Genomic DNA, 25,861 nt, shown 5'->3' on the forward strand with positions numbered 1-25,861 from the left:
AAGGCTTTCAGAAATTTATAAATATTAATTACAGCCTAGTTTTTCACGAATTAATCAACATTTGAGATATCCGATACCTGAAACTGCTTTTTTGAGTTGCTCAACTGAATTCTGACAATACCATTACCACTTTGCGACTTCTAGCCGCACTTCTTCCATATCTAAATAATCACTAATAAAAGCCTTCCTTAAAAGTGGATGAGGAATAAATCCATCATACTTTTGAATTTCTGGCGCTTCTGAACTACTAACTAAATTTTCTGCGCTAATCCTTTGCTCACATAATGAAGCAATTTCACGAGCAACATAATTAAATTTACCCTTACCTAATTTAATTATCAAATAATAAGGATTTACTCCACCAATACTTGAAATTTCCAAAGATTCCCGACATAAAGAATTAAGTAATCTTTCTAAAGTGCGATAACCAACAGTACCCATCCAAGGAAAAATACAACATTTACCTTTTTCTAATTGCAAAATATTCTGCTTCTCTAATCCCACCCGCCGCACCAATTGACGAACCGTCTGTAAACGTTGTAAAGCATTCTTTTGCAAATAGCTATACTCGACATACTCAAACAAAACTTGCCGCATTCGTTGCAAAACTCTTGTATGAATATTCCCACCACCACCACGCCAATAAATACTAGCTTTACCTTCAGCTTGTTTAACAAAAATAGCCTTTTTTTTGAAGTCAACTTCTACAACTTCCCAAGTTCTCCCAGCTAAAGCAAATTGATTACCAACAGGAACCGGAATCGCAATACTGCCAATTTCCGTTGTACTTTGCTTGACAATATATTGTTGTTGTTCAGCAAACACAGCATAAAACTGAAATTTTCTTACTACCTTTTCTCCTGCCAAACCCAGGATTAATTTACCTTGTTCAGTATGTTGAATATGATTGATATCAATTAAATAACGTAGCAATAATTTAAAATCTTCTTGAGAAATTGTAGCAAAGGGTGGCAAACTAAAAATTTGTTTAGCTAAAATATTAGGCGAAATTTCTCCCGCCGCTGTCAAAATACTCATTGTTTGGTGATAAAGCAAACTCAAAGGATATTTAATCGGTTTGATTGGTTCAATCCATTTTTCTTCTAAATAAAGTTGAATAATAGCGATACATTGCAAAAGTTGCCAGGGAATTTGCTCTGGCAAAGAAGCTTCTGATAATGGCTGTTCTTCAGTGCAAATAAAGCGCATATCAGCAGCTTCACCTCTCCTACCACTGCGTCCCAAACGCTGTAAAAAGCTAGCTACAGACAAGGGTGAATCTAACTGAATCACTCGCTCTAAATGACCGATATCTATCCCTAATTCTAGAGTCAGAGTAGCAGCAGTAACCGCTGGATTGTTGGGTTCACGCATGGCATTTTCAGCGGCTTGCCGCAAACTAGCCGATATACTCCCGTGATGCACATGATATATATCTGGTAGTCGTTGTTCTGTGGCAATTTGTCGCAAAGATGCAATTATAGATTCGGTGCGCGTGCGATTATTTGCAAAAATAAGACATTTCCGAGACTTGCTGAGGTTGAAAATATATTGTTCGTAAGCTGTCGCCTCAGATTCATCAACTTCATCAGTTATATAAAAATGTTCTACAGCTAATTTTATTTGCCGTTTTATCCCATCTATTTGCGGAGTAATTACTGCCTTCTCGGTTCCAGAACGCAACCACTCTTCAGCTATGGAATAATCACCGAGAGTTGCTGACAAACCAATACGCCGAGGTTGTTTTTGTGTGATTTTTGCTAAACGTTGTAATTGACAAATAATTTGACAACCGCGTTCTGAACCCATAAAGGCGTGAATTTCATCGATAATTACAAACCTTAAATCACCAAATAAGCGAATTAGGTCATTATTTTTGTTAATTAACAAACTTTCTAGAGATTCTGGCGTAATTTGTAAAATGCCTTGAGGATTCTTTAAAAGTTTGTTTTTTCGACTTTGAGAAACATCACCGTGCCAGTGCCAAACGGGAATATCTGCTTCTTTGAGTAAGTCATTAAGACGCTCAAATTGATCGTTAATTAAAGCTTTGATTGGACTAATATATAAGACACCTATGGTAGTAGCAGGGGAGGTGTGTAATAAAGTCAAAACTGGGAGAAAGGCTGCTTCTGTTTTACCCGCAGCAGTTGCAGCAGTAATTAGTAAATGAGCATCGGTGTCAAATATAACTTGACAAGCAGCAATTTGAACTGGTCGTAATTCAGTCCATTGGTGATGATAAATATATTCTTGAATAAAGAGTGCGAGTCGGTTAAAGGCGTCGCTCATGTTTGTTTCACGCAAAGGCGCAAAGGCGCAAATTAAAATCTATACAATCATTCTGTAACGCTAAAAAATTTCTCGACGCATTTCACAAATATTTCTACACCCATTCCTAAGGCTGTTTCATCAAAATCAAATCGGGGATGATGATGGGGATATGCTAAGTCTTTTTCTGGATTAGCAGAACCTAAAAAGAAATAGCAACCAGGCACTTCTTTTAAGAAAAATGACATATCTTCAGCAGCCATTGTTTGGCATTCTGGCACGATTCCTATAGGAGTTTCTACTACTTCTTCTGCTACAGAACGCACCAATTCTGCAATTTTGATATCATTAATTACTGGCGGATAAAGTGACCAGTAATCTAATTCATAATTTGCGCCCTGGCTCTGACAAATTCCGGCAATAATCTGCTCAACGCGCTGATGGAAAAAGCCTTTGAAATTAGGATTAAAATACCTGACAGTGGCGCTCATTCTGGCTGTGTCAGCAATCACATTCCGCTTAGTTCCCGCATGAAGTTCCCCTACTGTAACCACTGCTGATTCAATGGGGTTAACATTACGAGCAACAATAGTTTGCAAAGCATTGACAATTTGAGCCGCCACGACAACGGAATCCACTGTTTGATGGGGTAGTGCGCCATGTCCCCCTTTGCCCAAAATTTTACAGTTAAAGCATTCTACAGCGGCCATCAGCGCACCAGCACGGACACCTACAGTTCCCAAGGGCAAATTATTCCACAAGTGCAAACCGATAATTGCATCAACATCAGGATTTTTCAGGACTCCAGCTTCAATCATCGGCTTTGCGCCTCCTGGTGATTCTTCCGCTGGCTGAAAGATAATCTTCACAGTACCGGAGAAGTCTTGGCGATGGTGTTGGAGATAGTAAGCTGTACCTAATGCGATCGCCACATGTCCATCATGTCCACAAGCGTGCATCATTCCATTATGCTGGGATTTGTACGGCACTTCGTTAAGTTCTTGAATTGGCAAAGCATCCATATCTGCCCGAATTGCCAAAACCTTCTCAGTGCTGAGTGGGGAGTGCTGAGTCCTGAGTTTATTACCCTTGATGGTGGCGACAATACCAGTTTGAGCAATGCCTGTTTGATGTTCAATTCCCCATTCTTGCAACTTTTGTGAAACAAACTCAGCGGTCAGTTTTTCCTGAAAACCCAACTCTGGTTGTTGATGTAATCGCCGCCGCCACTCTATTAATTGTGGTTGCAATGAGCGGATTGAAAGTCTAATTCGAGATTGGTCAACAGAAGAAGCGTTTGGGAAAGTGGAAACCATTATCAAGAAAAGCTAGTTTAAGTACACCTAAGTTAGGTTATTTTCCCACTTTAACGTGAGTTTGACGAGTCTTATAGCCTTTAGGCATTATAAAACTGTATTATTGGTAACTTTCCACCAATTTAATTGGTAACACGAAAATGTCAGATAAATCCTGTAGGAGCGATCGCTAATGACTTTTAACTGATAACCAACAGATAAAAAATAGTTTTCAGCAAAAAAAAATGCCTTTCGCAAGTAAATTGGCAATATCTGTGATAGTCTTTATATATAGGGAATCAACGCAGCCAAAGCACAAAAGATCGTCTGAGAGAAATGATATAAACTCAAAGACATACTTTTACCTTGGCAGATTTTATTTAAATCCGCTGCGGCTTTTTAAAACTGAGAGATCAAGCCAATAGCCCAACCTGTAGTCGGAAGAGTTGTCGATGCAGGTATCAGTACGGCATCAGTACCCACCGCCTTTGGAATAGGATTTATTCCTCTAGAGTAATCACGGTACGACTTAGTAATTCTCAAAGAATATCTGGAAGAAGCACCTGTACACAGCAGTTGCTCAGTACTTTGTGACATGGAATAGTTCACTCACAATTAGAAATTCTAGGCGGCTACTATATCAGCAAAATCGGGGAAGTTGTAGCGACCATTTAGAAGAGATTGCAATGCTAGGTTGGTTGTGTGGTTCTGGGAATAAGTCTGCGTCGATTTAAATTCCCGCTGCAACTACTCTTCAGGTATGAGCAACCAAATGGGATTTTGTTACAACAACCGAGAATGCTTCAGTCAAAGTTTTCGAGGCTTTCCAATAGTTGAATATGTCATTAATGTTATCTGTGTTTGCGGTAGAGCGTAGCCTCCGTTGACCAGAAAGTGCTAATGCCTCTAGGCACGTTCTACATAGGTTCACTACTTTAACTCTACAGTGAACGCCTCATCAACCAAAAGACCCAGCAAACAAACAAATTGCAGGAAAAATCATCATGTCAGACAACAAAATTAGACAAATTGCTTTCTACGGTAAAGGCGGTATCGGTAAATCTACCACCTCCCAAAATACCCTAGCGGCTATGGCAGAAGTGGGTCAACGCATTTTAATTATAGGTTGTGACCCCAAAGCTGACTCCACTCGTTTGATTTTGCACTGTAAAGCCCAAACTACCGTATTGCATCTTGCTGCTGAACGTGGTGCTGTGGAAGATATCGAACTCGAAGAAGTCGTCATCACTGGTTTTCGGAATATCAGATGTGTGGAATCAGGCGGACCAGAACCTGGTGTCGGTTGTGCCGGTCGGGGTATCATCACGGCCATTAACTTCCTCGAAGAAAACGGTGCTTACTCAGATGTAGATTTCGTATCTTACGACGTATTGGGCGACGTTGTGTGTGGTGGTTTTGCGATGCCAATTCGTGAAGGTAAAGCCCAAGAAATCTACATCGTTACCTCTGGTGAAATGATGGCGATGTTTGCAGCTAATAATATTGCTCGTGGTGTTCTCAAATATGCTCACACAGGTGGGGTACGTTTGGGTGGGCTAATTTGTAACAGCCGAAAAACTGACCGAGAAGACGAACTAATTAGCACCCTTGCAGCCAGATTAAGCACCCAGATGATTCACTTTGTGCCTCGTGACAACATTGTACAACATGCTGAATTACGTCGAATGACTGTCAACGAATATGCACCCGACAGCAATCAAGCTAATGAATACCGGACATTAGCCGACAAGATTATCAACAATAAAAATCTTGCCATTCCCACACCCATCGAAATGGATGAGTTAGAAGATTTGTTGATTGAGTTCGGTATTCTCGAAAGTGAAGAAAATGCTGCCAAACTAATTAGTCAAGCAGATGCTGCTAAAAAGCAAGAAGATGCTGAGGGTGAAGCACTAGAAGCACTGAAAAAAGGCGATGTGGAAATAGTTGCTAGTGGAGAAAAGAAGTGATACCAATTTTCTATGAGCATTAATCGGTCAATCTTGACACACTAAAATTCCTAGAATTCTTTGTGTTCTCCTTCTCTTATACCAATTTTTTATAAAGCTGCATATAATTCGATCCCCCCTAGCCCCCCTTAAGAAGGGTGGAACCAGAAAAACATCTATTAAAGTCCCCCTTTTTAAGGGGGATTTAGGGGGATCAAGATATGTGCAACTTCACGTTAAATTGGTATTAATTGTAATTGGTTGATTGTTTACATTTTAGGGAATGAGAAAAATAATTTTCCATTCCCTTTTCCAGTCTTGCAATAGACAGAAAATAAATAAAAATCTCTCTAAATCCGTCTACTTTGCTAATAACAATTCTCCATCCTTCGTTACTGAACTATGAATAAATCATCTCTTCCTGCCGATGATATGCCTCCTACTAGAGTAACCCTACTTAATGAGTTATTCTACAGGCAATTAGAAGAAGCTACTTGCAGACGTTTTTACCAAGCTTGTAGCCCCATTATGCGAGTTTTACTATCGAGTTGCCACTGGTATTTTAAGATAAATACTAGTCCTCTAATGTTAGTGATTATCTGCTATGACACAGAAAGTTATCTATACATAGTCGATGCTATTCCCCACTTCATTAAAAAGTTAAAGCAGTTTTCTAACAAGTCGAAAATTCATGTCTTTTCACCATCTCATCAAGGAGAACCTTGGGAAATAGAGATTGAAGAAATATCGGATAATTGAGTCTAGCCGAGCAGTTAATAAGTTGATGTGCTTTTAAGTTGCATATAGAAAGACCCAAATACAAGGGGACGCAAAGACACAAAGATGCAATTTAAATGACGATTAGCTTACCAATTTTGCCAAAGATAATGAAAACGGGCTTGCTAACAGCCTTCTGAAATGATTGGGCGATATCCCTTTCGCTTATACATAACTAATCCAACACCAACCCCCACTAAAGTGCCTGGGATTGAATCTGATTCAGGAACTGCTACAACCTTACCTGAACCACTGATTGTATTGGTAAAAATACCAAAGTCACTTACCCGCCTACCAGTCGTTACTAAAAAGTAATTTCGTTCAGCGGTTAGTTGTTGGCTAAACGCAAAACTACCATCATTGGGAGTAGTATTTGCTATCAGCACATTGATTAATTGGTTAGTAGGGTTGAAACTGTCCTGATATAAAACCAGAAAATTATCCCAGGCTCCATTAGTAGGTGATGTAGCTTCGGGTACAGTACTACTAAATGTATACAGACCCGATTCTTCAACTACAAACTGAAAAACTTTGTAGGGTACGATCATACCCATTGTCCCATCTTTTTCACCACTTACTAAAATAGGAGGATCGCCTGGTGCAGTCCGACGCCAAGTTGGCTGATTTGTAGTATCACCTTGATATGTCAAAACATTGGCCTTAGCAGGAATAGCAGTACATAATGCAGCTAATCCTAACCCCAGAGAAAAAATTATTTTCTGGGAAAAAAATGCTGTTTTCAAAATCAAAATTTATCCTGTCTATGCAGTGTATAAGATAAGCTCTTTAGTCGTCAGTTCTAGACTGGAATATTTACAGATATTCAACGATTAAAGATTAATAATTTCAGCATCTAAAAAGTGATGTTATTTGCTGAAATACTTGGCGATATCTACGCAATCTATATGCTGTGAAACAAGATATACCAATTAAGAAAAATCCTGAAATTGATGGTTCTGGAACTTTAGTAATTACTAAAGAAAGATTATCTGCGTAAGCATCATTTACCCGTCCTCTGGCATAATTGGCGTTCAACAGTACATTGATTTGACGTGTACCCATAGGTACCGAACCATCAGCGGATTCCAAAAATAAGCCTGTGATATTGTTTCTTTGCACGGGAGTCGGCGAAGCAATAGTAGCTATGCCTAAAGACTGGTTAGCTTCATCTAGGAAAGTAATGTTTAGTGATGCACTATCTTCATCGGTATCATATCCACCTAACCAGGCGCTCAAGTTAAATGTACCTTGTCCTGCATCAATTGTTGAGGATAAATCAGACACATCAATTAATTGCGAAGCACTGGAAGAGGCTCGATTAGCACCACCAAAAAACAGGTTTTGACCGCGATTACTTGGTCCAGGAACATCAGTGCTTGGAAGAGTAACATTTACTACGTTACTTAAAGGGTTGGTAAAGCTAAAACCTGTTGCCCCGTATTTTAATACACTAAAACTACCCGTCGGAGTCCAGCCAGGAATGGTAGGTATATCAGCGCCAACGGCATTCCCAATTGAGTCGCCTTGTCCTTGTTCTGCATTACCATTGACAATCAGATTAGTACCAAAGCTGGCAGCATAGATGGGGCTAGAAAGCAACAGACTAAATGAAAGTCCTGCAATCGAGGATGTTCCAATCTTAGCCATTACTTGAGAAAATAAAGGAAAGATTGCTAGCTTATTCATAGTTTGAATGAATATTTAACGGCATTTATTACGTATTTTTGACTGGATTAATTTTACCAACTAAGTTGGTAAAAATCAATTCAACTACGTAATTAAACGCTGACTTTATGAAAACTTTAAATAGCAGTCCGAAAAAGTTATTTTGAAAAAATGAAAATCTGTATTGTTGGCGCGGGTGCGATCGGTGGATATTTAGGAGCAAAATTGGCACTAGCAGGTGAAACAGTGACGCTAATTGCTCGTGGTTCTCATTTGGAAGCAATTCAAAAAGATGGGCTGAAACTGCTGATGGCGGACGGTTCTAGCCAAGTTGCTCGTCCAGTTTTGGCAACTAATAATATTCAGGAAGCGGGGGAACAAGATGTAGTAATTTTAACTGTTAAAGCTCACAGTGTTGCAACGATCGCCCCTTCTTTCTCTGCACTCTACAATCCTCAGACTATGGTGGTCACAGCTCAAAATGGTATTCCTTGGTGGTACTTCCGTCATCATGGCGGTGAGTATGAAGGTACACGCATTCAATCTGTTGACCCAGATGGGATCGTTGAAGCTGGGATCGGTGTTGACCGTGCCATTGGTTGTGTTGTTTACCCAGCAACAGAGATCGTTGAACCAGGTGTAATTAAGCATATTGAAGGCGATCGCTTTACTCTTGGTGAAATCGATGGCACTAAAAGCGATCGCCTTCAATTATTAGCCCAAACTCTCAAACAAGCAGGATTCAAAACACCAATCCGCAATCAAATTCGCACAGAAATTTGGATTAAGTTGTGGGGGAATGTGGCGTTTAATCCCATTAGTGCCCTGACTGGTGCTACTCTAGAAGATATTTGCCGCTATCACCTTACCCGTGAACTGGCGCGGCAAATGATGACAGAAGCCCAGGCGATCGCGGAAAATTTGGGTATAAAGTTTGGCATTACCTTAGAACAGCGAATTAATGGGGCTGAAAACGTCGGTGCCCATAAAACCTCAATGCTACAAGATATTGAAGCCAGACGCCCCACGGAGATAGACGCTATTGTTGGCGCGGTGGCAGAATTGGGAAAACTCACTCAAATTCCCACACCCCACATTGATGCTATCTATGCCAGCGTCAAGTTATTGGAGGCGACCAAAGTAAAGGTTTGACAGTCTTGGAATCATTGAGGGTTTGAAACCCAAAAATTATTCAATTGGAATTCGGTATATTTTAGTTGTGAATTGTGAATTGTTAAAACAACAGAAATTCACCGCTTTTCTTGTATTCCTGAAACTTTTCCAAAACAGGGTCATCATTTGGCATTAATAATCTAGGCAAGTCCGCCAAATCAAAAAATTTCAGCGCCAGAGATTCTCCATCTAGACAAGCGAGGCTACCTTCCCATTCAATAGCGAGGAAAATCAAAATGAAGTTTTGCACGCGATCGCCGTTGGGATAAGTTACAGTTTCAAACGCTGGGTTAGAAGAAAATCCTACAGGTTGTAAACGCTTAACTGTTAAACCTGTTTCTTCAAACACTTCTCGGACGGAACATTGTTCGATAGATTCGCCTTCTTCAGGACAACCACCAGGTAGTCCCCAAAGTTTAAAATCACTTCGCTGTTGCAAGAGAACGCGCCCCAAGTTATCCTCGATAATCACCCGTGTGCCGCATAACATCAGTAGGCGGTTTCCTACAACTTGTCGTAACTTACCCAGATAAGAGTCTGACCAATTCGCCATAATTTTAGAGAAAATTTCTAAAGAAAATCTAAAGGTAGCAAATAGCGATCGCCTGAAAACAGGATAATGCAGCTGAGTTAACCAATCTTTCCCATTAAACCTAAAACTATGGCATCTACACCCAAGATTCTCGCTTTTGCTGGCAGCACCCGCATTGATTCTTACAACAAAAAATTAGTCAAAATCGCAGCAGCTGGTGCCAAAGCAGCAGGTGCAGAAGTAACTTATTTAGATCTCCGTGACTTACCATTACCTTTGTTTGATGAAGATTTAGAAGCTCAAGAAGGACAACCAGCCAACGCCCGCACATTGAAGGAATTGATGATTTCTCATGAAGGATTTCTCATTGCTTCGCCGGAATATAATAGTTCCCTCACAGCAGTTTTGAAGAATGCCATTGATTGGGCATCCCGTTCATCTCCGAATGAACCCCCACTACCTGCTTTTATCGGTAAAGTTGCTACGATTATGAGTGCTTCACCCGGTGGACTTGGTGGTTTGCGGGGATTGGTTCACCTGCGGTCTATTTTGGGAAATCTCAAAGTTTTGGTACTTCCCGATCAGATTGCTGTATCCAAAGCTTATGAAGCCTTCAATAGTGACGGCAGTTTAAAAGATCCCAAACAACAAGAATCTATTGAAAAGTTAGGAGATGGCTTAACAAAAATATTGCTGAAGCTGAATTAAACTCTTCAATTTGAAACTAAATAACGAATACCTATCATTAGTACAAATATACCCTACAGATCTTTCATGAACTCACTGCTAATGAAAGGCTGATTTGCAAACAATGCTCCGAAGAAGTTACCTACGATTAAACCAATTGCAATAATCAGGGTATATTTAATATCAAGATTAGCTTTGCGATGGTAAACTAAGGCTGCTAAAATGCCGATTGGTAAAATTTGGGCAGCCCCAAAAATTCCTGTAGCTAACTTCTGATCCAAACCTATTACTAATATCATTGCTGGAATCATAATTGCGCCGCTACCAATGCCAAACATGCCACCAGCAACACCAGAAACTAAACCGATTAATAACAATTGGATAAAAATATTAGACATAAACAATGATTGTGAAGTTGCTGACTGTTGAACGCCACTTGCTCCAATTGGGGAAACCCCAAGACCGCAGTAGCGATAAATCGCTCACTACAGACCCATCAAAATTAATCGAATAGACCACTATACTTCCCACTCCCCAGTTTACAAAGCTAAAAATTGCTGTATTTGAAGCAATCGTGTTGTCAGCTACAGTTATATCCGAGGTAAGTAGGCAATAATTTGGATAAATAACTAGAAATGCAGCCCCACCCGTAAAAGATGCTGCCGTTTCATGAAACCCCGAATTATCGTTTGTGGCTTAGGACGTACCGGATATAAAACCTTTCGTTTGCTGAGACAGCAGGGAGCATTCGTTGTTGGCATTCATCATCAAGCAATCCCTGGTGAAACAACAGGAGATGTGATTGTTGGTGATTTAGAAGCAGCGGCTACCCTCACAGCGGCAGGAATTAAGGAAGCACACACTTTAGTAATTACTGGTTCTAAAGATACTCTCAATTTGTCAATTATGATGCAAGCGCGGGTACTGAATCCCGAGATTCGGATTATCAACCGCTTTTATAATACAAATTTAGGAGAGCGCTTAGATCAAAGTTTGGCAGATCATTTGAGTATGAGTGTTGTGGGTTTGGCAGCACCAGTATTCACCTTTGCAGCATTAGGAAACCAAGCGATTGGACAAATCAAATTATTTCAGCAAACTTGGCCAATTCACGAAGAATACATTGATGAAAATCATTTGTGGAAAGGTCGAAAACTGAGTGATTTGTGGGAAGATCAATCGCGGATGTTGATTTATTATCTGCCAGTAGAAGGTGAGATGGATTTGGTGTCAGCAGTTATATCTGGACAAGAGATCAAAGTAGGCGATCGCTTAATTGTTGGTACACAACCCCGCACCCGTTCCCCGCGCAGATCCTTAGTGAGAAAACTGCTAAAAGTCTTAACTAATTTTCGTCAGTTTCAGCAACACGGGCGATCGGTACTGATCGGTGCTGTTGTATTACTCGCAGTTATTTTAATTGCCACACTCACCTATAAATCTGCTGAACTCAAGTTATCTGTTGTCGATGCTCTATATTTTTCTGTAGGCATGATTACCGGAGCCGGCGGTAATGACAAAGTAGTAGAAAATGCTCCTAACAGTATTAAATTATTTACCGTTGTTATGATGCTGGTTGGGGCGGTGGTCATTGGTATTTGGTATGCCATGCTCACCGATTTTGTCCTGGGAAGTCGCTTTAAGCAATTTTGGGATGCAGCTCGAATTCCCCACCGATATCACTACATTGTCTGTGGCTTAAGTGGTATTGGGTTGAGAATTGTCCAGCAACTCCACGCCAGCGGATATGAAGTTGTAGTAGTTGAACCTGACTCCAACAACAAATATATCAACACCGCCAGAGAACTGGGTATTCCCGTAATTCAGGGTGATGCCAGCTTCCGCACAATACTTAAAGCCAGCAATATAGATTCTGCCGCCGCAGTGCTTGCCGTAACTAGTAACGATGCCACCAACTTAGAGATTGCCCTCAAGGCCAAAGGCTTAACACCAACTATTCCGGTGATTGTCCATTATGCCGATCCTGATTTTGCCGGCATAGCGCAACAGCTATTTGACTTCGAGGCAGTACTGAGTCCGGCTGAATTGGCAGCGCCAGCTTTTGCTGCTGCTGCACTAGGAGGACGAATCCTTGGTAATGGCATCACAGCAGATAGTCTTTGGGTAGCATTTGCGACTGTGATTACAACTTCACACGCTTTTTGTGGTCAATGGGTCAAAGATGTAGCAATGTCTGCTGACTGCGTACCTTTATATGTAGAGACAAATCATCAAACCCTCCACGGCTGGGATTTGTTGGAAACCAATCTTAGTGTTGGAGATGTTTTATATATGACTATTCCTGCAACGCGGCTATATGAATTGTGGCGTGATGAGCGAGTTTGCGAAACACACGCTTAATTGGCGTTGCATAAGGGACTTTCAGAAAATAAACTATTCCCTCAGTAATAATAATAATCTTCTCAAGAGGATGAAGGGGCAGCCTCTTTTTGTAGTAATTTGAATAAGGATTGAGTTTTTGAGTGGGGTAACAGGTGGCTATAGTATTAACTGATTCTCTCAAAAAGTTGTTAATTGAAACTGCGTCTCAATTAAGGAACTTCCAAAGAATAAATTATTCCAAAAATAAAGAAGAGACAGGTTGCTTGAAAGAATAATTATCATTCTATTGGAGGCAAAAATTGAGTAATTTAATTTTTGGATGCCCCTAACTGGCCTATTATGCCAATTAATAATTCTCGTGTTGTCACTTATAGCCCTGCTTACACAATCGTTCCCACTTATGAGTGTTTTAATCGCTGTAGTTACTGCAATTTTCGTAGTGAACCAGGTAAAAGTCCTTGGATGAATCTGTCAGCAGCAGAAAGTATTTTAAAACGACTTCAAAGTGAAAAAGTTTGTGAAATTCTGATTCTTAGTGGTGAAGTACATCCCCATTCATCAAATCGTCAGGCTTGGTTTGAGCGAATTTATGATTTGTGTGAATTAGCACTTTCAATGGGGTTTTTAGCACACACGAATGTAGGTCCGTTGAGTTTTGTAGAGATGCAAAAACTGAAGCATGTAAATGTTTCGATGGGGTTGATGTTAGAACAGTTAACGCCAACATTGTTAAATACTGTACATCGACACGCACCCAGTAAATTGCCAGAAGTCAGGCTCGAACAATTACAATGGGCGGGAGAGTTGCAGATTCCCTTTACAACGGGGTTACTTTTGGGAATTGGCGAAACTGCTGATGATTCCTGGGAAACATTAACAGCAATAGCTGAATTTCATCAGCGTTACCATCACATTCAAGAAGTAATTTTGCAACCCCACAGTCCGGGATATCAACAGACTTTTAATGCACCACCTTTTAATCCCCATCAATTACCAGAAGTAATTGCTAAAGCACGTCAAATTTTACCGTCAGATATTACGATTCAAATTCCGCCAAATTTAGTTAAGGATGACGAATGGTTAATTGCTTGTATCGAAGCTGGTGCTAGAGATTTAGGCGGAATTAGCCCTAAAGATGAAGTTAATCCCGATTATCCTCATATGCAGGAGCTGGTATTGAGAGAAATTTTACAGTCTGCGGGGTGGGAGCTGATAGAGCGTTTACCCATTTATCCACAATTTGATGGCTGGTTATCGGAAGAGTTGCAAAGGTTGGTAAAATGGTGGAGAAAAAGTTAAAAGTCTAGTTTTTAGGTGTTAAGAAATAAATTCTCTTCATTAAGCTGTGATTATTTCTTGCACTAAAACGTAAGGCTGAACGATGAGAGTATTAAATCGTTTGTTGCGTTGGGGTAGCCCGCTTAAGGGATCGCCATTCCATTCTCCTACCTGTATTGTGGTAGGTTTGGTAATTAATTGTTCGCTAATCCATTGTTGCACTGATGCAGTGTTATCATTGGCGATCGCTACCCCAACATCCACCAAGTTTAACTCAAGTGCCACCAAAATTACTGCATCTCGCTGCACATGAGGAATTAGCCACTCCCATTCTGCCTCATCTAGACTTTCTGTTAATTCTGCTCTTAAATCCGACATTGTTCCTCAATGTTTATTTGTAGATAGCCATTTTTTTATTATTCACTAGTTCGTACTTCTTGACAAATAACCAATGAAAATTCAAGTGGCGATCGCTATTTTCTTAAAGTATATATTTAGGCTTGTGTAACTCATTGTCCTAACTCATGCATTTCATTAATCACGGTGGCGCACTTTTGTGTTAACATCTCCAATTCCTGTTTGTTCGTGGAATTGGGAGGATCAATTAAGTTACCAATTCTGATTGTAACGGGAACTGAGCGGGGTATTTTTGAACCTTTTTGTAAAATTCCCTCAGTACCCAAAAGACTTACTGGTAATATTGGAGCTTTTGCTTTTGCTGCTAGTAGTAGTGCGCCTCTTTTTGGGTCTGTAATTCGACCATCTGGGGTACGAGTACCTTCTAAGAAAACACCTACAGCCCAACCGTGATTGAGATATTCTAAAGCTGAACGAATGGCATTGCGATCGGCATTTCCCCGACTCACAGGGTAAGCACCATAGAGTTTAATTACTTGCGCCAAAATGGGGATATCAAATAATTCTTCTTTGGCCATGTAGGCTACTGGACGACGTACACAATTAGAGACTATGGGAGGATCAAAGTAACTAGCATGATTACTCACAACCACCAATGGCCCTGATTGGGGGACATTTTCTGCACCATAAATCTGGCCTCGAAAGTAAGTATGAAACATGGGGCTGACGACCGACCATTTCAAAGTGTGGTAAAGTGCCAGACTAATAAACGGTTCGCGGTTTCTGTCCACAGAAAACAATTCCAATTAGATTAGATTTAGCATAAGCGATCGCAAGACCGAAGGCAAACGCAAAAAAGCCATACACAAGAATTGCTTCACTCATCTGGGAATACTAAATCTGGAAATGTTTAGGATTTAACAGTATGGTTAGCAATATAGTCAGTATTCCTGGATATCAAATTAGCGAACAACTCTACAACGGTTCTCGAACACTGGTTTATCGAGGGTATCGAGAGGCCGACTCATTACCTGTAGTGATTAAATTACTGAAGAATCCTTATCCTAGTTTTAGCGAACTGGTACAATTCCGCAATCAGTACACCATAGCTAAAAATCTCAACTCACCTCTAATCATTCAAACTTATAGCCTGGAACCTTATCAGAATGGCTATGCGCTGGTGATGGAAGATTTTGGGGGAATTGCCCTAAAAGAATATTTAACCTCTCTAAAGACGCGATCTAAAGGGTTTATACAAGAGTTTTTAGAAATTGCGATCGCTCTATCTAATACTTTAGATATATTGTATTGCGATCGCATTATTCATAAAGATATTAAACCTGCCAATATTTTAATTAATCCCAAAACCAAGCAAGTTAAATTAATTGACTTTAGTATTGCATCTTTATTACCACGGGAAACTCAAACACTGATGAATCCCAATGTGTTGGAAGGAACACTTGGTTATATTTCTCCAGAACAAACCGGAAGAATGAATCGTGGGATTGACTACCGGACTGATTTTTATTCTCTGGGCGTCACTTTTTACGAATTACTCACAGGTGAGTTACCTTTTCGGTCAAATGATGTTATGGAATTGGTACATTATCATATTGCAAAACTTCCAGAACAAATCAAAAGCGAAGAAATTCCGCAAATGTTGTCAGATATTGTGATTAAATTGATGGCAAAAAATGCTGAAGACCGCTATCAGGGTGCATTGGGGCTGAAGTTTGATTTAGAAAACTGTTTACATCAGCTAAAAGAAACTGGTGAAATTCAGAGTTTTGAAATTGCCCAACAAGATGTATGCGACAGGTTTATTATCCCCGACAAACTTTATGGAAGAGAAACAGAAGTAGAAACCCTACTCCAAGCATTTGAGAGAGTTAGCCTTGGGGCAACAGAAATGATGCTGGTAGCTGGTTTTTCCGGTATTGGAAAAACTGTTGTCGTTAACGAAGTTCATAAACCAATTGTCAAACAACGCGGTTATTTTATCAAAGGGAAATATGACCAATTTCAAAGAAATATTCCCTTCAGTGCATTTGTGCAAGCCTTCCGGGATTTAATGGGACAATTATTAACAGAAAGCGATGCTCAAATCCAGCAATTTAAAACTAATATTTTAGCGGCTGTAGGTGATAATGGACAGGTAATTATTGAAGTCATCCCCGAATTAGAAAGAATTATTGGTAAACAACCACCTGCTACAGAATTATCAGGAACTGCGGCACAAAATCGATTTAATTTATTATTCCAGAAATTTACCCAAGTCTTTACCACTGAAGAACATCCATTAGTGATGTTTTTAGACGATTTGCAATGGGCTGATTCGGCATCACTGACGTTAATGCAGTTATTAATGGCTGATACAGGTCATCTTTTCTTAATTGGTGCTTATCGTGATAACGAAGTCAACCCAGCACATCCGTTAATGTTGACTTTGAATGATATCCAAAAAACAGCAGCTACGATTAATACAATTACTTTAGCACCACTTACTCAAGGGCAAGTGAATCAATTGGTAGCTGATACACTTAAATGTACAGAAAATTTGGCATTACCTCTTTCTCTACTTGTATCTCAAAAAACTGAAGGTAATCCGTTTTTCGCTATACAGTTTCTCAAGGCATTACATCAAGATGGATTGATTGAATTTAACTTTAAGTCAGGGTATTGGCAATGTGATATCACACAGATTAATCAGCAAGCAGTTACAGATGATGTTGTTAAGTTCATGGTATTTCAATTACAAAAGCTGCATCAATCAACTCAAAATATCTTGCAGTTAGCTGCTTGTATTGGTAATCAATTTGATTTAGCAACTTTAGCAATTGTTTCGGAAAAATCAGAAATTGAAACAGCTGCTAGCTTATGGAAAGCTTTGCAAGAGGGATTAATTTTACCGATTAGTGATGTTTATAAATTTTATCAGGATTCGTCATTGGTTAGTGGTCATTTGTCATTAGAAAATAGCGAGAGAAGAACAGTTTTTTATAGATTTTTACATGACCAAGTACAACAAGCTGCCTATTCTCTAATTCCTGATAACCAAAAACAAGCAACTCATCTGAAAATTGGTAAATTAGTTTTACAAAATTCCTCTCAAATACAACAAGAGGAAAAACTATTTGATATTGTCGGGCATTTGAATTTAGGACAAGAGTTAATCACTCAATTAAACGAACGAAAAGCCTTGACTCAACTTAACTTGGCAGCAGGAAGTAAAGCCAAAAATTCCACCGCTTATGCTGCGGCCAGAGCCTATTTACAAACTGGAATTGAGCTACTCACAGTCAACTGCTGGCAAGATGAATATGAATTGACCCTGAATCTTTATGTTGCCGCCACTGAAGCCGCCTACTTGAATGCTGACCTTGATGGCATGGAACAGATAGCAGTACAGGTGTTGCAATCAGCCGAGACGATTTTAGACAAAGTTAAAATTTACGAAATTCAAATTGCTGCCCAGACTGCCCAAAGCAGAATGTTAGATGCGATCGCAGTTGGCAGAGATGCACTCTTACAATTGGGAGTTGAGCTACCTATTGAACCAAATGATGCTGAGATTGGTAAAGCTTTACAAATCCTTGCCAATCAACTCAAAGGTAAACAAATTGAGGAACTGGCTGACCTCCCAGTAATGACCGATCTCCAAGCGCAAGCAGCCATGCAACTGTTAGGAATGTTGTTTGCACCCGTTTTCCAGGGAATGCCGGGTTTATTGCCTCTAATTAGCTCCACAATGGTCAGTCTATCGCTTCAGTTCGGGAATGCGCCCGCCTCCACGGTGGGTTATGGGCTTCACGGAATGGTGCTGTGTGCCTTTTTGGGAGAGGTCGAAGTGGGCTATGGCTTTGGGCAATTGGCATTGAATTTGCTCGATCAGTTCAATCTGAGGGAATTCAAATCCACAATTTCCATGTTATTTGGCGGTTTTATTCAGCATCACCGAAAAGCTCTCTCCGAAACGATACCATTGCTGAAAACTGGTTTTACATCTGGTATGGAAACTGGTGATTTTTTACATGCTGGCTATAACGTATGTTGTTACAGCTATGCGGTGTTTTGGAGTGGCTTTGAATTAAACAATTTGGAATCAGATATCACAAATTACAACGCCGCCTTGACTCAGGCGAAGCAACATTCTGCCCAAACTTATGTAAGTATTATGCGGCAGGTGGCAGAGAACTTCAGGGAAACGCAAATTCAGCCGGATTGTTTGAGCGGCAGCATCTACGATGAAACGGTGATGATTCTCAAACATCGTCAGGCTAATGAACTCACGGTAATAGCCGAACTCTATATCTACAAACTTTTGCTTGCCTATTCTTTTGGTAACTACAAGGCAGCGATCGCCTATATTGACCAAGCCAAAGAATATTTACTCGCAGTATCAGGATTAATTTTTGTGCCGATTTTCCATTTCTATGCAGCCCTGATACACTTGGCACTATTTCCCTCCCAGCCAGAAGTTGAACTTTCTCTAATTCTCGCCCAGGTAGAAATCTATCAAATCAATCTGCACAAATGGGCGCAAAATGCTCCCATGAATCATCTGCATAAATGGCATTTAGTTGAGGCTGAAAAACAACGAGTGTTGGGTAATAAAGCAGAAGCACTTGAACATTACGATCGCGCCATAACTCTAGCTAAAGCTAACAGCTACATTCAAGAAGAAGCACTTAGCAATGAACTAGTAGCCAAATTTTATCTCGATTGGGGTAAAGAAAAAGTTGCCCAAGTATATATGCAAGAAGCATACTACTGCTACGCTCGTTGGGGCGCAAAAGCCAAAATAGAACACCTAGAAAAATGCTATCCCCAACTACTGCAATCGATTCTGCAACACCAACGAATTAATCTCAATACCCTAGAAAATATTAGCTTTCGTGGCACTTCCTCATCTACTCGCACTTCTAGCACTGGCAGTACCAGTATTTCTGATGCACTAGATTTTACTTCTGTCCTCAAAGCCGCTCAAGCTATCTCCAGTTGTCTAGAATTAGATCGAGTGATTGCTAGTCTCACCCGCATTATCTTAGAAAACTCTGGTGCAAAAAAATGTGTACTGCTGCTTCCCCAAGATGATACTTGGCAAGTCCGAGCAATTACCTTTATTGCTGATGGAAAAATACAAACTATTCTGGCAAGAGAATTACTCGATAATTGTGAAGATGTTCCTGTAAAAGTGATCAATTACGTCAAAAATACTCAACAAACAGTTGTTATAGACAATTGTAAAACAGATATTATTGGCTTAATTGGAAAATACATGTATCAAACACAACCCCAAAGTATATTATGTACCCCGATTATTAATCAGGGGCATTTGCTGGGGATTCTTTACCTAGAAAATAAACTAACGCAAGGGGTATTTACTAGCGATCGCCTTTCTATTGTAAATTTCCTCTGCACTCAAGCTGCGATTTCTTTGGAAAATGCCCAATTATATAATCATCTCCAGGAACGAGGAAAGTTCCTCAATAGTATTTACGAAGGTGTTGGCTGTCTGATTTTTGTGACTGATATTCGGGATAATGGTAGATTTGAGTACACAGGATGGAGTAAATCGTGCGAATTAACGGTTGGTATACCTGCTTGGCAAGTCCTGGGTAAAAGTCCACAAGAAATAATGACTCCTGATGAAAGTGCAGCAATCGAGCAAAAATATCTGCATTGCTTCCAAACTGGAACACCCATTACCTATGAAGAATGTCTAACATTTAATGACGATAAAATTTGGTTCTTAACCACACTCAGTCCATTAAAAGATGAGACAGGGAAAGTTTATCGCGTAGTCGGGACAACTATTAATATTACGGATCGCAAACAAGCTGAGTCAGCCGTAACAGAAAAATCTCAAGCACTTGGAACAGCCTTAGAAGATTTACAACAAGCACAATTACAAATTGTTCAGAACGAGAAAATGTCAGCACTGGGTAATTTAGTAGCTGGTGTAGCCCATGAAATGAATAATCCTTTGGGCTTTATTTCTGCGAGTCTCAAACAAGCTAAACCTACTATTGCTGATGTTGTTGAACACCTAAAATTATATCAAGAAATCTTACCACATCCTGGCGATCAAATTATCGAACATGCTGAAGAAATTGACTTGGATTATAGTTTACAAGACTTACCCAAGGCAATTGATTCAATGGTGATGGCGTGCGATCGCCTGAAAAATATCAGTACTAGTTTAAGAACTTTCTCCCGTGCAGATAAAGATTACAAAGTGCCGTTTAATATCCATGAAGGAATTGAAAGTACGATTTTAATTCTCAAACATCGCCTGAAAGCTAACGAACAACGTCCAGGAATTGAAGTGATAACCGAGTATGGTAATTTACCACAGATTGAGTGTTTTCCTGGGCAACTAAATCAGGTCTTTATGAACATCTTGGCAAATGCTATTGATGCTTTAGATGAGTCGAATACGGGACGGAGTTTTGCAGAAATTCAAATAAATCCTAATAAGATTACAATTCAAACTTCATTCAAAAATAAACAGATTAAAATAGCGATCGCTGATAATGCTCAGGGGATGAATGAAGAAGTTAAACAAAAGATATTTGACCATTTATTTACGACGAAACCTGTAGGAAAAGGGACAGGTTTGGGGTTGGCGATCGCTCGTCAGATTGTCGTAGAAAAACATGGAGGAGCGATCGAGGTAAATTCTAGACCCGGCGAAGGTACTGAATTTGAGATCCAGCTACCCCTGTAGCAAAAGTTCCCAATCTTGCAGTAATGAAATAGCATCTTTATACAAAGATAAATCCACTTGGTTAACTTCCATTCCCTGCCCGATTCCTTCTAGAAGGGTAATTGTTAAATTTCCTCCTAAGTGTTCGCGGAACTCTGTGATGCCTCTAAATATACAATTTGGATGGTCTGGTCGATCTAATTCCTCTGCTAGTTCAGGTATGTACAATGTGAAGCCTAATTTCTTCAGCGTTACTAGAACTCTTTGCCATTCTGATTGTAAGAGTTGCCCTGCTAAATATGAATAAGTTGTGTCTAAAGCAATGCCGATCGCCACAGCTTCACCGTGACGTAAACTGTAATTGGTTAAATGCTCCAGTTTGTGAGCAGCCCAGTGTCCAAAATCCAAAGGACGCGATGAACCCATTTCAAAAGGATCGCCGCTATTAGCAATATGCTCTAAGTGCAACTGGGAACAGCGATAAATTAGCCTTTCCATGATGTCCATGTCTCGATTAGCTAATCTATCGGCATAAGTCCTAATAAAATCGAAGAAATCCGCATCTTTAATCAGCGCAACTTTCACGGCTTCTGCAATACCCGATCGCCAATCGCGATCGTCAAGACTAGTGATAAAATCAAAGTCATTCAATACAGCATAAGGTGGCATGAATGTACCGAGAAAGTTCTTCTTACCAAAAGCATTGATTCCATTTTTTACCCCTACACCGGAATCATTTTGCCCTAATACTGTCGTCGGTACCCGTAGGAGCCGAATTCCTCGGTGAGCCGTTGCTGCTGCATATCCTACCATGTCTAGCACGGCGCCACCTCCAATGGCTAACACGTAGGAGTGACGGCACAATCCAGCTGCATTAATAATCTGATGAATTTGCTCTATCAATCTAGAATCATTCTTGACTGCTTCTCCGCCTGGAACTACGATCGGTTCACCACTAAGTCTGAGTACATCTGCATAATACTCGGCATAAGCTGATAATTTTTTTAGCAACCCTTTTTGGTAATGTAAAACTCCTCCATCTACCACTACTAGCACTCGTTTTGGAGTTATCTCTCCATTTGCGGTAATCACTTGTGCAAGTATTGGATTATTTAACTCAAATAGACCTCTAGTGAACTGAACATCATAGTTAAAGGTTACTTTAACACATTGATGAATTGGTTGCACATTGAGAGTAGTCTTTTGTTTAAGAGCCATATTTAATATTATTAATTTTTAATTAACTGTGAGTAGATGTGCTACTTCTAATTAAAATTAGGAGTAATTTTAACAAAATGAATCAACCTGACACTTCAGCTACACGAGTTTGCAAGTAACTGAGGTACAAAATGCAGGAATTAAAATTATACATAAACAGTTTATAACTTCTGCCGACGCTCTCTACGAGACGCAAAAAGCCTAGCTTACTTCTCTCTAAAAGGACGCGGACTTTCTATATCTTGCCTTCTGCCTCCTGCCTCAAAACCTATAACTTTGTACCTCATGCGAAGAAAACTACTGTAAATAATTTGCCAGTCAATATTAAGCTAATAAATCATAGATTTACAGTGCTTTCAACCATTGTTAGATAAAATCTAAAATAACATTTATTGGCAAATTTATTTATTAATGCCTAGACTTTATATCTAAACTTTGGCAGTAGATCTTATCGTTACATAAAATTTTAATTATTTTCAGTAACCTAACTTGAGATTTTATCAATTCATAATCATATCTTTACAATATCTTATTTAAAAAGAGGATAATTTTATAGATTCAATGAAGTTATTAGCTAAGTAATATACTATGGACTTGGTTGAATAATAAAGTATCCAATTTAATGCTAAAAATTATACATAGTTGTTACAAAAAAGTTGAACAACTGACGCTGAATTTATATGAGCAAAGTAAACAAGTTACTACATCAGTGGTTACTACGGTCTGTTTCTGAGACAGCTATAGCTTGGCTGGAACAGAAACAGGCACAGATTGCTGGCGGTGCTGCTGAGCGAGTCTTTTTCACAGCTTTTAGTGCTGTACCGCGTTATCTGGGTAAAGAGAATTTGCAGCTAACATCCCAAGACTTGGAAGCAGCCCAGGAAATAGTTCCTGCTTGGTATCCTGATAATTGGACTGTAGATCAAGCAGGTCGCACACTCTTACTTTTAGCTTTACCCCATAATGATGCTGACGGCTATGTGCGATCGCTCGATCGAGTCTTCTCTAGTGCCGATATGGGCGAGTTAGTTGCACTTTATCAAAGTTTGCCTCTATTGCCACATCCAGAATTACATCGCCACCGGACTGCTGAGGGAATTCGCAGCAATATGACTAATGTGTTCCAAGCCATAGCATTAGGCAACTCTTATCCGGCAAATTATTTAGATAATGCCGCTTGGAATCAGATGGTGCTGAAGGCTGTGTTTGTTGGCAGCCCGTTGCATCAAATTTGGGGTTTGGATCGTCGCGCCAATCCAGAATTAGCCAGGATGTTGGTCAACTACGCCCACGAACGTTGGGCAGCTAAACGCTCAGTTCCCCCAGAACTTTGGCGACTTGTAGGGAAATTTGCGGATAGTGCAATCATCGCAGATTTAGAAAAAGTTCTGGCTACTGGCGATATAGCCGAGAAAGAAGCAGCAGCATTAGCTTGTGCTGAATCTTCTTTACCTAAAGCGCAAGCATTACTTTCCCATTATCCAGATTTACACTCATCTATTCAACAGGGTAATCTGACTTGGAACAGTTTTAGCCGCGATGCTTGCGGCGAGCGGCGCTAACGCCTTGTTGTTTCCCAATAAAGGAGACTGGGGACTAAGGACGAAGGAAAAACCAATGCTGAATAACCAAACCAAATTAAACCAAACTATAATGTTTATCGATCCTCACATTCACATGTGTTCCCGTACTACTTACGACTACCTCGTAATGCGGGAATATGGCATTGTTGCTGTTATTGAACCAGCTTTTTGGTTAGGACAACCCCGAACCAACGCCGGCACATTCAAAGACTATTTCAGTACTCTTGTGGGCTGGGAAAGATTTCGTGCTAGTCAGTTTGGCATCCAACATTACTGCACAATCGGCTTAAATCCCAAAGAAGCTAACAATGAGGCGTTAGCAGCAGAAGTTATCGAACTACTACCGCTTTATGCTTGTAAAGAGGGAGTTGTCGCCATTGGCGAAATTGGCTACGACGATATGACAGAAGCAGAAGACAAATACTTTTGTGAACAGTTAGCATTAGCCAAAGAACTCGATATGTTAGTACTCGTTCATACACCCCATCGTAATAAGAAAGCGGGTGCTATTCGGAGTATGGAAAGGTGTGTTGAATATGGCTTAGATCCTTCACAAGTAATTATCGACCATAACAATGAGGAAACTGTTGAGGATGTACTAAGACGTGGTTTTTGGGCAGCTTTCACGATTTACCCCCAAACGAAGATGGGTAACGCCAGGATGGTGGAAGTTGTTCGCAAATATGGACAAAATCGCATTATTGTCGATAGTAGTGCTGATTGGGGTATTAGCGATCCGTTAGCAGTTCCGAAAACGGCTCAGTTGATGTTAGAAAGAGGCATTCCTGAAGAACATGTGCGAGCAGTTTGTTACGAAAATGCCTTAGCTGCTTATAGTCAAACTGGGCAAATGAAAGCCTCAGATTGGCTCAATCCGGAATCTGTCGATCAACGTCAGCTATTTAGTGGAAATTCTGTATTGCGAGGACAAGAACCGGGAATTAATTCGGTTTCGGTGCTGATTGAGTAGAAGTTTTTTTGTCTCACGCAGAGACAAGAGAGGCGCAGAGACAGTAGGAGGAGAGGATTTTATGAATGTTGCAAATTTGAATTTTCAAGGGTGGCGGGGTTATCTGGAATTGATGCGTCCGGCTAATATTGTGACTGCTTGGGCTGATATTTTGGTTGGTTTTGCTGCTTCTGGTTCAACGATTATTTTTGCTGCATTAATCAATGGTGAAGCAAGTTTTGCCAGTTTAGTTATATTAGCTTGGTTGTTATTAGCTACAACTGGTTTATACGGCGGTGGTATTGTTTTTAATGATGTTTTTGATGCGGAACTAGATGCCAAAGAACGACCAAATAGAGCAATTCCTAGCGGTCGTGTGTCCCGTCGAAATGCTACTTTTTTGGGAAGTATATTGTTTGCAATCGGCATAGGAGCGGCTTTTCAAGTATCGTGGGTGAGTGCGGCGATCGCTATATTTATTACTCTGGCATCGCTGCTCTATGATTCGCTCGCTAAACATCATCCTTTTTTTGGCCCGCTTAATATGGGTTTATGCCGTGGCAGTAACTTATTATTAGGTGTAAGTGCTGTACCATTGATAATAGCAGAACGTTGGTATTTAGTCCTAATTCCTGTTATTTATATTGCGGCAATCACTGCAATTAGTCAGGGAGAAGTTCACGGAGGGAAAAAAATTACAGGAGTCATAGCACTAGTCCTAATTGCAATAGTTTTGACGGCTATTTTAGCTTTAGGATTATTACCAGAGTATACAGCGATCGCCGCATTACCATTTGCTATTTTATTAGCTATCCGAGTCTTGCCTAATTTTATCAAAGCTGCGCGTGAACCTGTAGCTGAAAACATCCGAAATGCGGTGAAAATAGGCGTTTTGTCTCTAATTGTCTTAGATGCAACGGTTGCATCTGGTTTTGCTGGTTTGTATTACGGTTTAGCAGTCCTAATTTTACTGCCAATTTCGATGAAATTAGCAAAAATATTTGCCGTGACTTAAATTAACCTTGCTCAATATAACTATGAAAATATCACGCAGAAGTGCTGCATCTCTGCGTGC

The 25,861-nt window shown here is 40.1% G+C and carries 19 protein-coding genes and 1 pseudogene; 11 read left to right on the forward strand and 9 right to left on the reverse strand.

From position 1 onward, the window contains the following. Positions 1–123 precede the first annotated feature (123 nt). Positions 124–2,292 (reverse strand): DEAD/DEAH box helicase, encoded by a 2,169-nt coding sequence (locus ACFG4S_RS25140; RefSeq protein ID WP_392531659.1) that lies wholly within the window; start codon positions 2,290–2,292, stop codon positions 124–126. A gap of 47 nt (positions 2,293–2,339) precedes the next feature. Further along, a complete protein-coding gene (locus ACFG4S_RS25145) occupies positions 2,340–3,587 on the reverse strand; it encodes a M20 family metallopeptidase (RefSeq protein WP_392531660.1) in 1,248 nt (415 codons plus the stop codon). A 427-nt stretch (positions 3,588–4,014) separates the two neighbouring features. Here ACFG4S_RS25145 and ACFG4S_RS25150 point away from each other — a divergent pair. From ACFG4S_RS25150 to ACFG4S_RS25160, 3 genes and pseudogenes are all read left to right on the forward strand, one after another. Next, positions 4,015–4,241: pseudogene (locus ACFG4S_RS25150) on the forward strand (substrate-binding domain-containing protein); the annotation flags it as partial. A 329-nt stretch (positions 4,242–4,570) separates the two neighbouring features. Further along, on the forward strand, positions 4,571–5,536 hold the full coding sequence (nifH, locus tag ACFG4S_RS25155) for a nitrogenase iron protein (RefSeq protein WP_392531661.1): 966 nt from the start codon (positions 4,571–4,573) through the stop codon (positions 5,534–5,536). Positions 5,537–5,917: 381 nt separating this feature from the next. After that, on the forward strand, positions 5,918–6,274 hold the full coding sequence (locus tag ACFG4S_RS25160; protein WP_392531662.1) for a hypothetical protein: 357 nt from the start codon (positions 5,918–5,920) through the stop codon (positions 6,272–6,274). A 143-nt stretch (positions 6,275–6,417) separates the two neighbouring features. On the opposite strand, the gene ACFG4S_RS25165 is transcribed toward ACFG4S_RS25160, so the two are convergent. Both ACFG4S_RS25165 and ACFG4S_RS25170 read right to left on the reverse strand, forming a co-directional pair. Further along, positions 6,418–7,035 carry a PEP-CTERM sorting domain-containing protein gene (locus ACFG4S_RS25165; RefSeq protein ID WP_392531663.1) on the reverse strand — a complete coding sequence of 206 codons (618 nt, stop codon included), beginning with the start codon at positions 7,033–7,035 and terminating at the stop codon, positions 6,418–6,420. 103 nt (positions 7,036–7,138) lie between these two features. After that, positions 7,139–7,978 carry a PEP-CTERM sorting domain-containing protein gene (locus ACFG4S_RS25170; protein WP_392531664.1) on the reverse strand — a complete coding sequence of 280 codons (840 nt, stop codon included), beginning with the start codon at positions 7,976–7,978 and terminating at the stop codon, positions 7,139–7,141. A 150-nt stretch (positions 7,979–8,128) separates the two neighbouring features. On the opposite strand from ACFG4S_RS25170, the gene ACFG4S_RS25175 reads away from it, so the two are divergent. Further along, positions 8,129–9,109, forward strand: coding sequence for a 2-dehydropantoate 2-reductase (locus tag ACFG4S_RS25175; protein ID WP_392531665.1), 981 nt, complete (start codon positions 8,129–8,131; stop codon positions 9,107–9,109). A gap of 82 nt (positions 9,110–9,191) precedes the next feature. On the opposite strand, the gene ACFG4S_RS25180 is transcribed toward ACFG4S_RS25175, so the two are convergent. Beyond that, on the reverse strand, positions 9,192–9,683 hold the full coding sequence (locus ACFG4S_RS25180) for an NUDIX hydrolase (protein WP_392531666.1): 492 nt from the start codon (positions 9,681–9,683) through the stop codon (positions 9,192–9,194). 108 nt (positions 9,684–9,791) lie between these two features. Between ACFG4S_RS25180 and ACFG4S_RS25185 the strand changes: the two genes are divergently transcribed. Next, a complete protein-coding gene (locus ACFG4S_RS25185) occupies positions 9,792–10,370 on the forward strand; it encodes an NADPH-dependent FMN reductase (protein WP_392531667.1) in 579 nt (192 codons plus the stop codon). 53 nt (positions 10,371–10,423) lie between these two features. Here the strand turns inward: ACFG4S_RS25185 and ACFG4S_RS25190 are convergent, their stop codons facing one another. After that, a complete protein-coding gene (locus ACFG4S_RS25190) occupies positions 10,424–10,747 on the reverse strand; it encodes a TSUP family transporter (protein WP_392531668.1) in 324 nt (107 codons plus the stop codon). Positions 10,748–11,018: 271 nt separating this feature from the next. Between ACFG4S_RS25190 and ACFG4S_RS25195 the strand changes: the two genes are divergently transcribed. Together ACFG4S_RS25195 and cofG are read left to right on the forward strand one after the other, a co-directional pair. Beyond that, complete coding sequence (locus ACFG4S_RS25195; RefSeq protein ID WP_392531669.1) at positions 11,019–12,710, forward strand: NAD-binding protein; 1,692 nt, start codon at positions 11,019–11,021, stop codon at positions 12,708–12,710. Between the two features lie 321 nt (positions 12,711–13,031). Next, entirely contained in the window at positions 13,032–13,991 is a 960-nt protein-coding gene (gene cofG / locus ACFG4S_RS25200) for a 7,8-didemethyl-8-hydroxy-5-deazariboflavin synthase subunit CofG (protein ID WP_392531670.1), read from the forward strand. Between the two features lie 39 nt (positions 13,992–14,030). Here cofG and ACFG4S_RS25205 read toward each other — a convergent pair whose 3' ends face one another. Then, positions 14,031–14,348 carry a DUF2288 domain-containing protein gene (locus ACFG4S_RS25205; RefSeq protein ID WP_392531671.1) on the reverse strand — a complete coding sequence of 106 codons (318 nt, stop codon included), beginning with the start codon at positions 14,346–14,348 and terminating at the stop codon, positions 14,031–14,033. 131 nt (positions 14,349–14,479) lie between these two features. Further along, positions 14,480–15,118 carry a lysophospholipid acyltransferase family protein gene (locus tag ACFG4S_RS25210; protein WP_392531672.1) on the reverse strand — a complete coding sequence of 213 codons (639 nt, stop codon included), beginning with the start codon at positions 15,116–15,118 and terminating at the stop codon, positions 14,480–14,482. Between the two features lie 134 nt (positions 15,119–15,252). Between ACFG4S_RS25210 and ACFG4S_RS25215 the strand changes: the two genes are divergently transcribed. After that, positions 15,253–21,057, forward strand: a complete 5,805-nt coding sequence (locus tag ACFG4S_RS25215) for an AAA family ATPase (RefSeq protein WP_392531673.1) — start codon at positions 15,253–15,255, stop codon at positions 21,055–21,057. On the opposite strand, the gene ACFG4S_RS25220 is transcribed toward ACFG4S_RS25215, so the two are convergent. Next, entirely contained in the window at positions 21,046–22,254 is a 1,209-nt protein-coding gene (locus ACFG4S_RS25220; protein WP_392531674.1) for a 3-dehydroquinate synthase, read from the reverse strand. The two genes, ACFG4S_RS25215 and ACFG4S_RS25220, sit on opposite strands and share 12 nt — an antisense overlap. Positions 22,255–22,934: 680 nt before the next feature. Here ACFG4S_RS25220 and ACFG4S_RS25225 point away from each other — a divergent pair. From ACFG4S_RS25225 to eboC, 3 genes are all read left to right on the forward strand, one after another. Continuing rightward, positions 22,935–23,816, forward strand: coding sequence for an EboA family metabolite traffic protein (locus tag ACFG4S_RS25225; RefSeq protein ID WP_392531675.1), 882 nt, complete (start codon positions 22,935–22,937; stop codon positions 23,814–23,816). Positions 23,817–23,871: 55 nt separating this feature from the next. Continuing rightward, positions 23,872–24,807, forward strand: a complete 936-nt coding sequence (locus ACFG4S_RS25230) for a TatD family hydrolase (RefSeq protein WP_392531676.1) — start codon at positions 23,872–23,874, stop codon at positions 24,805–24,807. A 61-nt stretch (positions 24,808–24,868) separates the two neighbouring features. Continuing rightward, positions 24,869–25,801, forward strand: a complete 933-nt coding sequence (gene eboC, locus ACFG4S_RS25235) for a UbiA-like protein EboC (protein WP_392531677.1) — start codon at positions 24,869–24,871, stop codon at positions 25,799–25,801. The last annotated feature ends 60 nt before the right edge of the window (positions 25,802–25,861 follow it).

This window comes from Nostoc sp. C117 (genome assembly GCF_043099735.1).
GTDB lineage: Bacteria > Cyanobacteriota > Cyanobacteriia > Cyanobacteriales > Nostocaceae > Nostoc.